General features: G+C 71.8%; 14 protein-coding genes. 5 read left to right on the forward strand and 9 right to left on the reverse strand.

Annotated features, from left to right (window positions below; all coding sequences use genetic code 11):
- Positions 1-64: 64 nt before the first annotated feature.
- Genes G7072_RS09880 through pyrR form a run of 3 tightly spaced genes read right to left on the reverse strand, consistent with a single transcriptional unit; the run spans position 65 to position 3,023 of the window.
- Positions 65-1,411: a dihydroorotase gene (locus tag G7072_RS09880; RefSeq protein WP_166085906.1), complete on the reverse strand. Its 1,347-nt coding sequence runs from the start codon at positions 1,409-1,411 to the stop codon at positions 65-67.
- Positions 1,408-2,376 (reverse strand): aspartate carbamoyltransferase catalytic subunit, encoded by a 969-nt coding sequence (locus G7072_RS09885; RefSeq protein WP_206063432.1) that lies wholly within the window; start codon positions 2,374-2,376, stop codon positions 1,408-1,410. Before G7072_RS09885 ends, G7072_RS09880 begins: the two co-directional genes overlap by 4 nt.
- Positions 2,376-3,023, reverse strand: a complete 648-nt coding sequence (gene pyrR / locus G7072_RS09890; protein WP_166085910.1) for a bifunctional pyr operon transcriptional regulator/uracil phosphoribosyltransferase PyrR — start codon at positions 3,021-3,023, stop codon at positions 2,376-2,378. Before pyrR ends, G7072_RS09885 begins: the two co-directional genes overlap by 1 nt.
- A 143-nt stretch (positions 3,024-3,166) precedes the next feature.
- Here pyrR and G7072_RS09895 point away from each other — a divergent pair, with 143 nt between their 5' ends.
- Positions 3,167-3,877, forward strand: a complete 711-nt coding sequence (locus G7072_RS09895; protein ID WP_166085913.1) for an acetoacetate decarboxylase family protein — start codon at positions 3,167-3,169, stop codon at positions 3,875-3,877.
- A 25-nt stretch (positions 3,878-3,902) separates the two neighbouring features.
- On the opposite strand, the gene G7072_RS09900 is transcribed toward G7072_RS09895, so the two are convergent.
- From G7072_RS09900 to efp, 3 genes are all read right to left on the reverse strand, one after another.
- A complete protein-coding gene (locus G7072_RS09900; RefSeq protein WP_166085915.1) occupies positions 3,903-5,360 on the reverse strand; it encodes an NAD(P)/FAD-dependent oxidoreductase in 1,458 nt (485 codons plus the stop codon).
- Between the two features lie 180 nt (positions 5,361-5,540).
- Positions 5,541-5,969 carry a transcription antitermination factor NusB gene (gene nusB, locus G7072_RS09905; protein WP_166085918.1) on the reverse strand — a complete coding sequence of 143 codons (429 nt, stop codon included), beginning with the start codon at positions 5,967-5,969 and terminating at the stop codon, positions 5,541-5,543.
- A 43-nt stretch (positions 5,970-6,012) separates the two neighbouring features.
- Positions 6,013-6,576, reverse strand: coding sequence for an elongation factor P (gene efp / locus G7072_RS09910; RefSeq protein ID WP_166085920.1), 564 nt, complete (start codon positions 6,574-6,576; stop codon positions 6,013-6,015).
- Positions 6,577-6,730: 154 nt separating this feature from the next.
- Between efp and argS the strand changes: the two genes are divergently transcribed.
- Together argS and G7072_RS09920 are read left to right on the forward strand one after the other, a co-directional pair.
- Positions 6,731-8,455, forward strand: coding sequence for an arginine--tRNA ligase (gene argS / locus G7072_RS09915; RefSeq protein ID WP_166085922.1), 1,725 nt, complete (start codon positions 6,731-6,733; stop codon positions 8,453-8,455).
- A 223-nt stretch (positions 8,456-8,678) separates the two neighbouring features.
- The gene (locus G7072_RS09920) at positions 8,679-9,260 is read left to right on the forward strand and encodes a DJ-1/PfpI family protein (protein WP_166085924.1); all 582 of its coding nucleotides are present in this window, start codon (positions 8,679-8,681) and stop codon (positions 9,258-9,260) included.
- A gap of 94 nt (positions 9,261-9,354) precedes the next feature.
- Here the strand turns inward: G7072_RS09920 and G7072_RS09925 are convergent, their stop codons facing one another.
- On the reverse strand, positions 9,355-9,783 hold the full coding sequence (locus G7072_RS09925) for a hypothetical protein (protein WP_166085926.1): 429 nt from the start codon (positions 9,781-9,783) through the stop codon (positions 9,355-9,357).
- 444 nt (positions 9,784-10,227) lie between these two features.
- Positions 10,228-10,773: a DUF6318 family protein gene (locus tag G7072_RS09930; RefSeq protein WP_166085928.1), complete on the reverse strand. Its 546-nt coding sequence runs from the start codon at positions 10,771-10,773 to the stop codon at positions 10,228-10,230.
- A gap of 532 nt (positions 10,774-11,305) precedes the next feature.
- On the opposite strand from G7072_RS09930, the gene G7072_RS09935 reads away from it, so the two are divergent.
- Together G7072_RS09935 and G7072_RS09940 are read left to right on the forward strand one after the other, a co-directional pair.
- Entirely contained in the window at positions 11,306-12,223 is a 918-nt protein-coding gene (locus tag G7072_RS09935; protein ID WP_206063067.1) for a MoxR family ATPase, read from the forward strand.
- Between the two features lie 79 nt (positions 12,224-12,302).
- Positions 12,303-13,715, forward strand: coding sequence for a VWA domain-containing protein (locus G7072_RS09940; RefSeq protein ID WP_166085930.1), 1,413 nt, complete (start codon positions 12,303-12,305; stop codon positions 13,713-13,715).
- A gap of 77 nt (positions 13,716-13,792) precedes the next feature.
- Here the strand turns inward: G7072_RS09940 and G7072_RS09945 are convergent, their stop codons facing one another.
- Positions 13,793-13,987, reverse strand: a complete 195-nt coding sequence (locus tag G7072_RS09945; RefSeq protein WP_166085932.1) for a hypothetical protein — start codon at positions 13,985-13,987, stop codon at positions 13,793-13,795.
- Between the last annotated feature and the right edge of the window lie 75 nt (positions 13,988-14,062).

Consider the following 14,062-nt stretch of genomic DNA (forward strand, 5'->3'; position numbering starts at 1 on the left):
CTGCCTGCGGGGAACCCCTGCGTGCCCCGTCTCCCGACCCGGACCGGTGCGGTCTGCGGGCGTCTCAGGCGAGCTTGCCGTCGAGGACCGTCGGCACGCCGCGCAGGAACGTCGCGACCACCCGACCGGGCAGCTCGCGCCCGGCGTAGGGGTTGTTGCGCGAGAGGCTGGCGGTGTCGGCGGCGGTGACCACCCGGGTGGCGGTCGGGTCGAAGACGGTCAGGTTGGCCGGCTCCCCCACCGCGATCGGACGGCCGTGGTCGGCCACCCGGCCGATGCGCGCCGGGGCGGTCGACATCCGCTCGGCGACCTGCTCCCAGGTCATCGCCCCGGTGTCGACCATCGTGTGCTGCACGACCGACAGCGCGGTCTCGAGGCCGAGCATGCCGAAGGCGGCCGCCGCCCACTCGCAGTCCTTGTCCTCGTGCGGGTGCGGCGCGTGGTCGGTGGCGACGATGTCGAGGGTGCCGTCGGCCAGGCCGGCGCGGACCGCTGCCACGTCGACGTCCGAGCGCAAGGGCGGGTTCACCTTGTAGATCGGGTCGTAGGTCTCGGCCAGGGCGTCGGTCAGCAGCAGGTGGTGCGGGGTGACCTCGGCGGTCACGTTCCAGCCCTTGCTCTTGGCCCAGCGCACGATCTCCACCGACCCGGCCGTCGAGACGTGACAGATGTGCAGCCGGCTCCCGACGTGGGCGGCGAGCAGGCAGTCGCGCGCGATGATCGCCTCCTCGGCGACCGCGGGCCAGCCGCGCAGGCCGAGCCGACCGGAGAGCTCGCTCTCGTTCATCTGCGCGTCCTCGGTCAGCCGCGGCTCCTGCGCGTGCTGGGCGATCACGCCGTCGAAGGCCTTGACGTACTCCAGCGCCCGGCGCATCAGCACCGCGTCGCTGACGCACTTGCCGTCGTCGGAGAACACCCGGACCCGCGCCGCACTGTCGGCCATCGCACCGAGCTCGGCCAGCCGCTCGCCGCCGAGCCCCACGGTGACCGCGCCGACCGGGAAGACGTCGCAGTGACCGGCCTCGCGACCGAGCCGCCAAACCTGCTCGACGACGCCGGCGGTGTCGGCCACCGGGTCGGTGTTGGCCATCGCGTGCACGGCGGTGAAGCCGCCGAGCGCGGCGGCCTGGGTGCCGGTGTCGACGGTCTCGGCGTCCTCGCGGCCCGGCTCGCGCAGGTGGGTGTGGAGGTCGACGAGACCCGGCAGGAGCACGGCGCCGCCGCCGTCGACGGTGGTCTTCTCGGTGACGCCGCTCGTCCCGGCCTCGGTGGTCGAGCCCGCGGTGGTCGAGCTGCCCTCGGTGGTCGAGCCCGTCGAGACCCGGATCTCGGCGATCGTCCCGTCGGCGACCAGGACGTCGACGGCCTCGCCGCCGTACGGACGGACGTCGCGGATCAGGTAGGTGCTCACAGGTCGGCTCCGTCGATCGTGGGGGTGGGGGCGCTCGGCGTACCGGCGGGTCCGTTGCCGCCGAGCAGGAGGTAGAGCACGGCCATGCGCACCGCGACACCGTTGGTGACCTGCTCGACAATGACCGAGCGCGGGGAGTCGGCGACGTCGGCGGTGATCTCCATGCCGCGGACCATCGGCCCCGGGTGCATGACCAGCGTGTGGTCCTGCAGGAGCCCCATGCGGCGGGAGTCCAGGCCGTAGCGGCGCGAGTACTCCCGCACCGTGGGGAAGAACGCGGCGTTCATGCGCTCGCGCTGCACGCGCAGCATCATCACCGCGTCGGTCTTCGGCAGCACCGCGTCGATGTCGTACGACGTCTCGACGTCCCAGCCCTCCACGCCGACCGGCAGCAGCGTCGGGGGCGCCACCAGCGTGACCTCCGCGCCGAGCGTGCGCAGCAGCAGCGCGTTGGAGCGCGCGACCCGGCTGTGCAGGACGTCGCCGACCAGTGCGACCCGGCGGCCGTCGAGGGAGCCGAGGTGGCGCCACATGGTGAAGGCGTCGAGCAGCGCCTGGGTGGGGTGCTCGTGGGTGCCGTCGCCGGCGTTGACCACGCTGGAGCGGGTCCAGCCCGTGTGGGCCAGCCGGTGGGGCGCGCCGCTGGCGCCGTGGCGGATGACGATGGCGTCGGCACCCATCGCCTCGAGCGTCAGCGCGGTGTCCTTGAGGCTCTCGCCCTTGCTGACGCTGGAGCCCTTGGCGGCGAAGTTGATGACGTCGGCCGACAGCCGCTTCGCCGCGGCCTCGAACGAGATCCGCGTGCGGGTGCTGTCCTCGAAGAACAGGTTGACGACCGTGCGTCCGCGCAGCGCGGGCAGCTTCTTGATCGGTCGGTCGGCCAGGCTGCGCAGCTCCTCGGCCGTGGTCAGGACGAGCTCGGCGTCGTCGCGGGTCAGGTCGCCGGCACTCAGCAGGTGCTTCATCATCGCGGTCCCTCCGTCCCACCGGTGATGACCACGGCGTCGCGACCGTCGAACTCGTCGAGGCGGACCTCGACGTTCTCGGCCAGCGAGGTGGGCAGGTTCTTGCCGACGAAGTCGGCGCGGATCGGCAGCTCGCGGTGGCCGCGGTCGACCAGGACGGCCAGCCGGACGGCCTGCGGCCGACCCAGGTCGTTCAGGGCGTCCAGCGCGGCGCGGATGGTTCGGCCGGAGTAGAGGACGTCGTCGACGAGCACCACGACCTTCCCGTCGATCCCGTCGTGGGGGATCTCGGTGGGGAGCAGGGCCCGGGCCGGGCGCAGGCGGAGGTCGTCGCGGTACATCGTCACGTCGAGCGAGCCGACGGCCACGGTGGCGCCCTCGACGGCGGCGATGCGCTCGGCGACCCGCTGGGCCAGCGGCACGCCGCGGCGGGGGATGCCGAGCAGCACGAGGTCGGCGGCGCCCTTGTTGCGCTCGAGGATCTCGTGCGCGATGCGGGTCAGCGCCCGGGCGATGTCGGGGGCGTCGAGGACCACGCGCTCGGCGGTCCCGACGTCGGGAGCCTGCGAGAAGGGCGGGGGCGGCACGGCCTCCGCGGTCCCGGGGGACGGCGTGCTCTGGGGATCCTGCTCCGAGGATGACGGCATCAGCGCGTCTGACCTCCTTCTCCGCCTCACGGGACGGCTCGTTAAAGGATGTCGATCGGGGCTCACCCTAACAGCGCGCGCGCCCCCGCCCGCTAGGGTCGGGCTCCCGGACCCGGGCAGACACCACCAGCGCAGGGGGCCTCGTGACCACCACCCGACCCGAGATCAGCGGCGTGCGCGGAGTGCCGGAGTCGGCGGTCAGCGCCGCGCTGCTGGCCACCCTGCCGGCGAACGACGCCCCGGCTCCCTGGACGGTCACCTGCGAGGCCGTGCTGTGGTTCTGCCGCGGTGGCGACGCGGCGACGCAGGCGCTGCCGCCGTCCCTGCGCGCGGGACACCGCGGCCTGGTCGTGGTGGGAGGCGTGGTCCGCTACAGCGACACCCCCGTCGGCCCGTACGACGAGGTCTTCGGGCTGGTCGGCTCGCGCAGCGGACGCCACGGGTGGGGCTCGGTGTGCTTCATGTCGGTCGACTCCCCCGCGTCGCTGGTCGGCGGGCGCGCCAACTGGGGCATGCCCAAGACCCTCGGCGCCTTCACCGGCGAGATCCGCAGCGGGTCGACGGTCGTCGCGCGCGGTGTCGACGAGACGGACTGGTCGGTCAGCGCCACCCCGCGCGTACGCGGCCCCCGGCTGCCGGCGCGCAGCCGCGCCACCACCCGTCAGGAGCTCGACGGCGGCCGGGTCGGCCACAGCCGCCTGAGCGCGTCGGCGAAGGTCCGCCCGGCCCTGGTCGACGTCGAGGTCCGCTCCCCCGGCGACCTCGCCACGTGGCTGCGGTCCGGGCGGCACCTTGGGGCCGTCGTCGAGCGCTCCACCTTCACGCTCGCTCCCCCGACGTACCCGAACGGCTGACTCGGGAGGTCGCACCCGCCTGGCCTCACTCGATCCGGGCGAGGGCCACGCGGACCTGGCCGTGCCAGGTCGGGTAGGCGTAGATCATGCTCTCGAGGTCGCCGATCGGCACCCGGGCGTGGACGGCCAGGGTGAGCATCGACAGCACCTCGCCCCCGGCCGGTCCGACCGACGTGGCGCCGACGAGCTTGTCGTCGACGACGACGAGCTTGATGAGGCCGTCGTTGCCAGGGCCGTGCATGTGGCCGCGGGACGACTCCGGCAGCCCGACGCAGCCCACCTTCACGTCGAGGCCCTGCTCGCGCGCCTGCTCCTCGGTCAGGCCCACGGCTCCGACCTCGGGCTGGGTGAAGGTGACGCGCGGGACGGCGCGGTAGTCGGCCGGAGGTCCGGGCTTGCCGCGCAGCTGGCGGATGACGATGCCGGCCTGGTACTTCGCGGTGTGGGTGAAGGGCCCCTTGCCCACGATGTCGCCGACCGCGAACAGCCCCGGCACCGGCTCGCCGTCGCGCAGCACGTGCAGGCAGTCGTCGGTGTCGAGCGCGTCGACCTCGCCGTCCAGCCCGACGGTCTCCAGGCCCAGGTCGGGCAGGTTGGTGCGTCGTCCGGCCGCGACGAGCAGCTTCTCGACGTGGATCGTCTCCTCGCCGAGGTCGAGGGCGAAGCGGCCGTCGTCGTACGCCACCGACGCGATGTCGACCCCGGGCATCACCCGCATGCCCTCGCGCGTGAGGACCTCGGTCATGACGGTGCTGACCTCGGGCTCCTCGGCGACGAGGATGCGGTCGGCGACCTCCAGCAGGGTGACCTGCGAGCCGAAGCGCTGGAAGACCTGGGCCAGCTCGGAGCCGATCGCGCCCGACCCGATGACCGCGAGCGAGCCGGGGGCCTCGGTGACCTTCACGACCTCGCGGTTCGTCCAGTACGGCGTGTCGGCCAGCCCGTCGATCGGCGGGGCCGTCGGGTGGGTGCCGGTGGCCAGGACGATGCCCGAGCGGGCCCGCACCTGGTGCCCTCCGACGTCGACGACGCCCTCGCCGGCCAGCCGCGCGTGGGCGTGGACGACGGTGGCGCCGTTCTCGCAGAGCCGGTCGACGACCACGGTGTCGTCCCAGTCGTGGGTGGCCTCGGTGCGGATGCGCTCGGCCACCGGGCCGAAGTCGGGCGTCACCGTGCTGTCGCCGGCGACCTCGCGGACCAGGCGGGCCTCGGCGAGTGCCTCGGCGGCGCGGATCATCATCTTGCTCGGCACGCAGCCGTAGAAGGGGCACTCGCCGCCCGCCAGGTGCTTGTCGATCGCCAGCACCTCGAGCCCGGCCAGCGCCAGCTTGTTGGCGGTGAACTCGCCGCCGGGGCCGAGCCCCACGACGACGACGTCGTACTCGTCGGCCAGGTCGTCGGTGACGCTCGAGCGGTCCGCGGCCGCCTCCCCCGACACCGCGCGGGGGAACTTCTCGGCGGGCGGCGGCGGAGGCGGCGTCATGGGCCCACCCTGCCATCGGGGACCAACGCCGTACGGGGTTCGGCGCGGCTCACTCCGGCATCGGCGGACCCACCACCTCGAGTCCGTAGCGCGGCCCGCCGTCGACCCAGCGCGGGATCTCGACCTCCGGGGTGAGCCCGTCCGCACCGGGCAGGCCGCTCGGCCGGTCGGTACGAGGTGTCAGGACGACGGCGTGATGGACGCCAGGATCTCCTGCTTGTTGCGCACCACGGTGCCGAGGATGCCGTTGACGAAGCCCGGCGACTCGTCGGTCGACAGCTCCCGGACCAGCGCGAGCGCCTCGCTCACCGCCACGGCGTCCGGGACGTCGTCGACATGGAGGATCTCGAAGACGCCGATGCGCAGGACGTTGCGGTCCACCGCCGGCATCCGGTCGAGGGTCCAGCCCTCGGCGTACTGCGCGATGACGTCGTCGACCTCGGCGCGGTGGGCGGCGACGCCGCGCACCAGCTCCACGGTGTAGTCGTTCATGGGGCGGTCGGGCACGTTGAGCCGCTGCGCGAGCGTGCCGTCGGGCGCGAGCCCGCGGACCTCGCTCTCGAAGATGGCGTCGAGCGCACGCTTGCGTGCCTTGGACCGTGCCGACATGGGGAGCCTCAGACCTGCTGGAGTGACGGGGGGCGGAGCGAGGTCAGCTGTTGACGCGGCCGAGGTAGCTGCTGTCGCGGGTGTCGACCTTGACCTTCTCGCCGTTGGTGATGAACAGCGGGACCTGGATCTCGTGGCCGGTCTCGAGACGGGCGGGCTTGGTGCCGCCGCTGGAGCGGTCACCCTGCAGGCCGGGCTCGGTGTACTCGATGAGCAGCTCGACCGAGGCCGGCAGCTCGATGTACAGCACGCGGCCCTCGTTGGTGGCCACGATGGCCTCCTGCTGCTCGAGCAGGAAGTTCGAGGCGTCGCCGACGATCTCCGGAGCGATCTCCAGCTGCTCGTAGTCGGTGTTGTCCATGAAGATGTAGCTGGTGCCGTCGTTGTAGAGGTACTGCATCGTGCGCTTGTCGACGCTGGCCACCTCGACCTTGACGTCGGCGTTGAAGGTCTTGTCCACGGTCTTGCCGGACTCGATGCCGCGCAGCTTGGTGCGCACCACGGCGCCACCCTTGCCGGGCTTGTGGTGCTGGAACCACATGACCTGCCAGAGCTGGCCGTCGAGCTTGAGAACCATGCCGTTCTTCAGGTCGTTCGTGGTCGCCATGCGCGCGTGAACCTCTTCGTGGGTGGGAGACGGTGGGTCGTGCCGGGCGGCCGGGGCCCGCGGAGGGGCCGAGATGACGCCTCCCGCGTGGGGTTGGTCACCGGCCAGCGGTCCAGTTTATCGCGGGTGGGCGCTCGCCCCTAACCTTGGACGCATGACCAGCCCCACCGTCGCCCTCACCGAGCGCTTCCAGCAGGCCCTGGGCAAGGCGTTCGGCGACGAGTACGCCGACGCCGACCCGGTGATCCGGCCCTCGCAGTTCGCCGACCTGCAGGCCAACGCCGCGATGGCGCTCGCCAAGCGGCTCGGCTCCAAGCCGCGCGACGTGGCCGCCCGCATCGTGGAGGCGCTGGACGTCGACGACGTCGTCGAGGCCCCCGAGGTGACCGGGCCCGGCTTCGTGAACCTCCGGGTCCGCCCCGAGTGGGTGGCGTCGCAGGTCGAGCAGCTCGGGACCCGTCTCGGCGTACCGGAGCAGCCGCGGCAGGTCGTGCCGCTCGACTACTCCGCGCCCAACGTGGCCAAGGAGATGCACGTCGCGCACCTGCGCACCACCGTGGTCGGCGACGCGCTGGCCCGGACACTGGAGCACCTCGGCCACGAGGTCGTGCGCCAGAACCACGTCGGCGACTGGGGCACGCCGTTCGGGATGCTCATCGAGCACCTGCTCGACGTCGGGCGCGACTCCGAGGAGGCGCACGACCTGGAGGCGAGCCCGAACCGCTTCTACCAGGCGGCGCGCGCCAAGTTCGACGGTGACGAGACGTTCGCCGCCCGGGCCCGGCAGCGGGTGGTGACGCTGCAGGCCGGCGACCCCGACACGCTGGCACTGTGGGGCGAGCTGATCGAGCTGTCGAAGGCCTACTTCAACCGGATCTACCGGCTGCTCGACGTCACGCTCACCGACGACGACCTGGCCGGCGAGAGCATCTACAACGACGCGCTCGCCGGGATCTGCGACGAGCTGGAGGCCGCGGGCATCGCGACGGTCAGCGAGGGCGCACTGTGCGTCTTCCTCGAGGGCCACACCGGCCGCGAGGGCAAGCCGGTCCCGCTCATCATCCGCAAGAGCGACGGTGGCTACGGCTACGCCACCACCGACCTCGCCACGATCCGGCACCGCGTCGAGGACCTGCGCGCCGACCGGGTTCTCTACGTCGTCGGCGCGCCGCAGGCGCTGCACTTCCAGATGGTGTGGGAGACGGCCCGGCTGGCCGGCTGGCTGCCGGACGGAGTCGAGGTCGTCCACGTCAAGATCGGCAACGTGCTCGGCCCGGACGGCAAGATCCTCCGCACGCGCAGCGGCGACCCGATCCGGCTGATGTCGCTGCTCGAGGAGGCCGTGGAGCGCGCCGAGGGCGTGGTCGCCGAGTCGCGTCCCGACCTCGACGCCGAGACGCGCTCCCACATCGCCTGGCAGGTGGGGATCGGGGCGGTGAAGTACGCCGACCTCTCGGTCTCGCACGACAGCGAGTACACCTTCGACTTCGAGCGGATGCTGTCGCTGCAGGGCAACACCGGCCCCTACCTGCAGTACGCCGCCGCCCGGATCCGCTCGATCCTGCGCAAGGCCGCCGAGGCCGGTCATTCCGCCGGCCCGCTCGTGGTCGGCGAGGAGGCCGAGCGTGCGCTGGGGCTGGCGCTGCTCGGCTTCGGCGACGTGGTCGCGGCCGTCGGCGACACCCTCGAGCCCCACCGGCTCTGCGGCTACCTCTTCGACCTGGCCCAGGCGTTCACCGCGTTCTACGAGCACTGCCCGGTCCTCAAGGTCGACGACGACGCCGTCCGCGCCTCCCGCCTGACCCTGTGCACCCGGACCCTCGACGTCCTCGTCGCCGGCCTCGACCTGCTCGGCATCCAGACCCCCGACCAGATGTAGCCCCCCGCGAAGCGTCGCGTGCGTACCCGCGAAGCGTCGCGCGTGTACGCGCGAAGCGTCGCGTGTGTACGTCCGAAGCGTCGCGTGTGTACGCACGAAACGTCGCGTGTGTACGCACGAGACGTCAATCAGGAACGCGGCCACGTCATACTGACCGGATCTCGCGGCACGGTGGCAGCGCGTGCGCTGTCGCGCGACGCCGTACGCCGCGATGCTGTCCGGCATGACCACGACCCGAGTCGGGCTCCTCGCCTTCGACGACTGCGACGCCATGGACCTGATCGGTCCCTACGAGGTGCTCCTGACAGCCAACCGGCTGCTCGCGCGCGACGGACGTGAGCCGGCCTTCGAGGTGCTGGTGGTCGGCGAGGCCAAGGTGGCGGTGTACGGCGGTCTGCGGATCGCGCCGAGCGTCGCTCCCAGGGACGTCGAGCACCTCGACGTGCTCGTCGTACCCGGGGCCATCGACATCGACGCCGCGAGCCCCGACGACGCCGTCCGCGTCTTGGCGCCGAGGTCGGACGTGCTGACCTCGGTCTGCACGGGCGCGTTCTCCCTGCAGCGGCTGGGACTCGTCGACGGGCTCGAGGTCACGACCCACTGGGAGGACGTCGGTGTGCTGCGCGATGCCGGCGCCCAGGTCCGCGACGACCTGCGCTGGGTCGACAGCGGCGCACTCGTCACCTCGGGCGGGATCAGCTCTGGCATCGCGATGACGCTGCACCTCGTCGCGAGGTACGTCGACCGGGCGCTGGCCGAAGCGACCGCACGGCAGATCGACTACGTGTGGACCGAGAGCCGCTGACCCTGCCCCCATTCCGGGCTGCTCGGCCGCTCGTCATACGTCTGGACGGTTTCTGCCGCGAGAACTGTCCAGACGTATGACGAAGGCACTGCGGTCAGCGGTCGCCGGCCGTCAGCAGGGGCGTCGCCTCGCTGACCAGCAGCGGCGTCCCGGGACCCGCGCTGCTGACGGTGCCGTCGATGTCCTGCCACGCTCCTCCGCCGACGCGGAACCGGGCGGTGTAGCTGACGGTCACCGACGGCGAGACCGTCACGTCCGCGTCGGGGTAGCGGTGCGTGATGTCCTTCGACGGGTACGGCGCCCCCGGCGACGTCGTCGTCAAGCCGCTCCCGTCCCCGAAGCTCCAGGCGTACCCGGCCGGGGTCGCCACCACGTCCACCGCCTGGCCCAGGACCGTCAGGTCGACGCTCACCTGCTGAGGGTCGACGTAGAAGATCGTGTCGAAGTTGACCAGCGTCTCCCCCGCCGGCTGGGTCTGCACCGTGAGGTACGGCAGCCCGGTCCGCTCGAGTGCAGACAGCACGTCCCCCGGCGTCACCTCAGGCGGCACGTACTCCTCCGGTGGCGTCGATCCGCCGACGCACTGGCTGCCCAAGGATGACCACGCTCCCGTGGAGTCTCTGCCCCATAACCGGAAGCGACGCGCTTCACGTGTTGGACACGTCTGTGCCGAAGAGCATTCATCTGTAACTAGGTTTGTAGGCGACGACCCGAAGCACGATATGCCCCAGCGGTAATCGATGTAGGGCGAGCGTGATGACGAGTCACCTTCCGGCGAAGCGATACTCTCAGGTGCGCTTGATGGCGGGTGAGAGCACTGAACCTGCACTCGAAAAAAGCTGCCGCCGGCGCTGCCGCCAGAGGTGCATCCAGCCCCACTCGCGGATGGCAGGGTTACTGGAATCGCCTCGGTGGCGAATGCCGCCACAAGAGCGATAACCATGCAGGCGAATCGTCGCGTCACGATTCACCTCTGCTCGACGATTTCGTTCAGTCTCCAGTCACGGACTTTCACGCTCGTGACGGTGAAGTCATACAGAACGCTCTCCGCCGCAGTCTCGCGCGGCTCAGCACCGGCGCTATCGATAACTCTTTGCCGCTGGGTCTCGACAAGGACCTGCACACGCGTGAGTTCAGGATTAACCGGCCCTACGACACCAAGGTCACGAATAGACCAGAGACCATCCTCGAGCCGACCACCCGCGCTGCGAAGTTCGTCCACAGCTCCGGAGATCGCTTCACATGATTTACAGCCGGAAGCCGAGAGAGCTCGCAGCGGCTCCGTATCGAGCGAGGCGCTGGTGTAGTTGAGGACGTCGACGGCGTACCGGACGAAGGCTTCGGCGGACTTGCGCGACGTACCTTTCGCGGCGGCGGGCATCTCGGGCGGGCCCTCGACGTCGCTGGTGGGCTCGGGCTCGGCCGTGGCGGTCTGCTCCGTAGAGGCCGAGGGCGAGCTGTCCAACGGTGCCGGCTCGGGAGCGGGGTCGCTGCACCCGGCCACCAGGAACACCAGCGCGACGGCGCCTCCGACAGCGGTGCGGAGCGGGCGTGGACGTACGGACGGCATGACTCCCCCGACCGGCTCCGGGCACCCAGAGCCGTCGACTCGACAGGCAATGTGGACACAGCGTCGCCGCAGGACGGCGCCCGGCGAACATAACCCGAGCAGCACGTGCCTGCCGAGACCCGAGCTCGTCCCTGTGGACAACGCGCCCCCGAGCCCGCGGGCCAGGTGCCCCCGAGCCCGTGGGCCAGGCGCTCCCGGCCTGTGGACCAGGCGCCCCGAGTCCGTGGCCGGCGCTCCCCGACGCCTGCGCACGCCGACCCTCGAGATCGTGTGCATCTCGAGCCACCTGGTGACGTCGAACGCACACGATGACTGTCCCCACCCGCGCAGGAAGCCGAGGCACCCAGAACATCGCCCCAAGCGGCGAGTGACCAGAACGCCGCCCCCGCGCCGCGCGTGACCAGAAGTCGGCCGTCGGCGGCACCCCGTGCCCCACACCCGAGGACCCGCGACCCCGGCAACTAGGCTGCGCCGGGTGACCTGGTTCCAGTCCCCTGCGGACGCGTCCGAGCAGCTCCACGAGGCTGCCTACCTCGCCGACACGTCCACCGCGACGACGACCTACCTGGCCGGAGCGCTCGAGAAGCCGCTCCTGGTCGAGGGCCCGGCCGGGGTCGGCAAGACCGAGCTGGCCAAGGCGATCGCGCGCGCCAACGGCGCGGAGCTCGTCCGCCTGCAGTGCTACGAAGGTCTCGACGAGGCGCGGGCGCTTTATGAGTGGAACTACAAGAAACAGCTCCTTCGCATCCAGGCCACGTCGAGCGACCAGGCCTGGGAGGAGACCCACGACGACATCTTCACCGACGAGTTCCTCCTGCCCCGGCCCCTCCTGACGGCGATCCGCCGCGAGCAGCCCACCGTGCTGCTCATCGACGAGGTCGACAAGACCGACATCGAGGTCGAGGGCCTCCTGCTCGAGGTGCTCTCCGACTTCCAGGTCACGATCCCCGAGATGGGCACCGTCACCGCCGTACGGCGCCCCTTCGTGGTGCTGACCTCCAACGCCACCCGCGAGCTCTCCGAGGCACTCAAGCGCCGCTGCCTCTTCCTGCACCTCGACTACCCCGACGCCGTCCGCGAGAAGGAGATCGTGCTCTCCCAGGTCCCGGACCTCGACGACACCCTCGCCGGCCAGCTGGTGCAGATGATCGCCCGGCTGCGCGAGATGGAGCTGAAGAAGGCCCCGTCCATTGCCGAGTCCGTCGACTGGGCCCGCACCCTCATCGCCCTCGAGGTCTCCGACCTCGACGAGAAGGCCGTCGACGCCACCCTCGGGGTCGTGCTCAAGCACGCCTCCGACCAGGACAAGGCGCTGGCGGCGCTCCGCGGGGACGCCAACCGCCCCGGCCGTCCCGGCTCGGCCGCGCGCCCCCGCCCCCGTTCCGTCCGCTGACCCCGCTCCCGCTCCGCCCGCCGACCCCGATCCCGTTGCTCCCGCTCCGTCCGCTGATCCCCCGCCCGACAGGCCACGCATGACCCTCCTCGACCGCCACCTCGCCTTCGTCCGCGCGCTGCGGACGGCCGGCCTGCCGGTGTCGCTGGCCGAGGACCTCGACTCCGTGCGCGCGATGACCGACCTCGGCCTCGCGGACCGCGAGACGCTGCGGGCCGGACTGGCTGCGACGCTGCTCAAGCGCGAGAACCACCGCCCCAGCTTCGACGCCCTCTTCGACCTCCACTACCCCGCCCTCCTCGGCAGCGGCGTCTCGCTCACCCCGGAGGTCTCGACCGACCCGACCAGCGAGGACCGGGGCGATGCGCAGACCAGCAGTGCCACCTCCGCCGCCGAGCGGGAGGCCCGTCTCGCCGAGCTCCGCGGCGACCTCGTCGAGGCCATGGCTTCCGACGACGCCGCAGCCCTGCAGGCGCTGGCGGTCCGTGGCGTCGAGCAGTTCGGCGCGATGCCGGGCCGGGGGCAGGGACTGTCGCAGTGGTCGTCGTACAACACCATGCGCGCCGTCTCCCCCGACACGCTCGTGCTGCGCCTCGCCCGGGCCCTCGCCGCGGAGCAGGGCGAGGATCCCGGCCTGCGGACCACGACGGCAACCCGCCGGGTCGACGCCTGGCGCCGCCGCGTCGAGACCGAGGTCCGGCGCCGCATCGCCGAGGACAAAGGCGCCGAGCACGTCGCGCGCACCACGCTGCGCCCCACCATCGACCAGCTCGCCTTCACCTCGGCGCGCCGCGACGACATCGCCGAGATGCGGCGCCAGATCGGCCCGTTGGCCCGTCGGCTCGCCACGCGCCTGGCCAAGGAGCAGCACGCTCGCCGTCGCGGCCCCCTCGACGTACGCCGTACCGTGCGCGCCTCGCTCGCCACCGGCGGCGTGCCGATCACCACGCACCACCGGCCCAAGCGCCCGCACCGCTCGGAGCTCGTCGTGCTCTGCGACGTCAGCGGCTCGGTGGCGAACTTCGCGTCGTTCACCCTCCTGCTCGTCTACGCGCTGCGCGAGCAGTTCACCAAGGTGCGCGCCTTCACCTTCGTCGACGACCTGCACGAGGTCACCGGCGAGTTCACCCCCGGCGCCGACCCGGAGGAGGTGCTCACCCGGCTCGCCGACAGCGCGCGCCACGCGTCGATGTGGGGGCGCACCGACTACGGACGCGCGTTCGGGCTCTTCCAGGAGCGCCACGCCGACGCGCTCACCCCGAAGAGCGGCCTGCTGGTCCTCGGCGACGGGCGCTCCAACTACACCGACCCCGGGCTGCACCACCTGCGCCAGATGACCGCGGCCGCGCGTCACGCCTGGTGGCTCAACCCCGAGCACACCCGGCAGTGGGGCACGGGCGACTCAGCCGCGCCGGAGTACGCCGAGGTGGTCGCCATGGCCGAGTGCCGCAACCTCGCGCAGCTCACCGAGATCGTCCACGACATCGTCTGACCTCCGGACGCACGCCGAGCGCCGACCCACCAGGGTCGGCGCTCGCGGAGTCTCGAACGGCTCGAGCGGCGGATCGGTCAGGCCGCGACGGCGACCGTGTCCAGGCGCTCGCGGAGAGCCGCGGCCTTCTTGCCGGTGAGCAGCATCTGGGGCTCACCGCACCAGCAGGTGTAGTGCACCTCGATGCCGTGCTCGGTGTTGACGAGGCCGGTGATCTGGGTGGAGAAGATCAGCTGGCGGCGGTCGCAGGCGGAGCAGTGACGGGCGAACACGGGGAACCTCCCTCGGAAGACGGATCGGGTACCACTCCAGTGTGAAGGGCCGTCAGCCACAGGGGTAGCCTCGGT

This window comes from Nocardioides sp. HDW12B (genome assembly GCF_011299595.1).
Lineage (GTDB): Bacteria > Actinomycetota > Actinomycetes > Propionibacteriales > Nocardioidaceae > Marmoricola_A.

Coding starts and splice junctions, on each gene's coding strand:
- G7072_RS09885 (WP_206063432.1), bottom strand. CDS start 2,376: ATGAAGCACCTGCTGAGTGCCGGCGACCTGACCCGCGACGACGCCGAG.
- pyrR (WP_166085910.1), bottom strand. CDS start 3,023: ATGCCGTCATCCTCGGAGCAGGATCCCCAGAGCACGCCGTCCCCCGGG.
- G7072_RS09900 (WP_166085915.1), bottom strand. CDS start 5,360: ATGACGCCGCCTCCGCCGCCGCCCGCCGAGAAGTTCCCCCGCGCGGTG.
- nusB (WP_166085918.1), bottom strand. CDS start 5,969: ATGTCGGCACGGTCCAAGGCACGCAAGCGTGCGCTCGACGCCATCTTC.
- efp (WP_166085920.1), bottom strand. CDS start 6,576: ATGGCGACCACGAACGACCTGAAGAACGGCATGGTTCTCAAGCTCGAC.
- argS (WP_166085922.1), top strand. CDS start 6,731: ATGACCAGCCCCACCGTCGCCCTCACCGAGCGCTTCCAGCAGGCCCTG.
- G7072_RS09920 (WP_166085924.1), top strand. CDS start 8,679: ATGACCACGACCCGAGTCGGGCTCCTCGCCTTCGACGACTGCGACGCC.
- G7072_RS09940 (WP_166085930.1), top strand. CDS start 12,303: ATGACCCTCCTCGACCGCCACCTCGCCTTCGTCCGCGCGCTGCGGACG.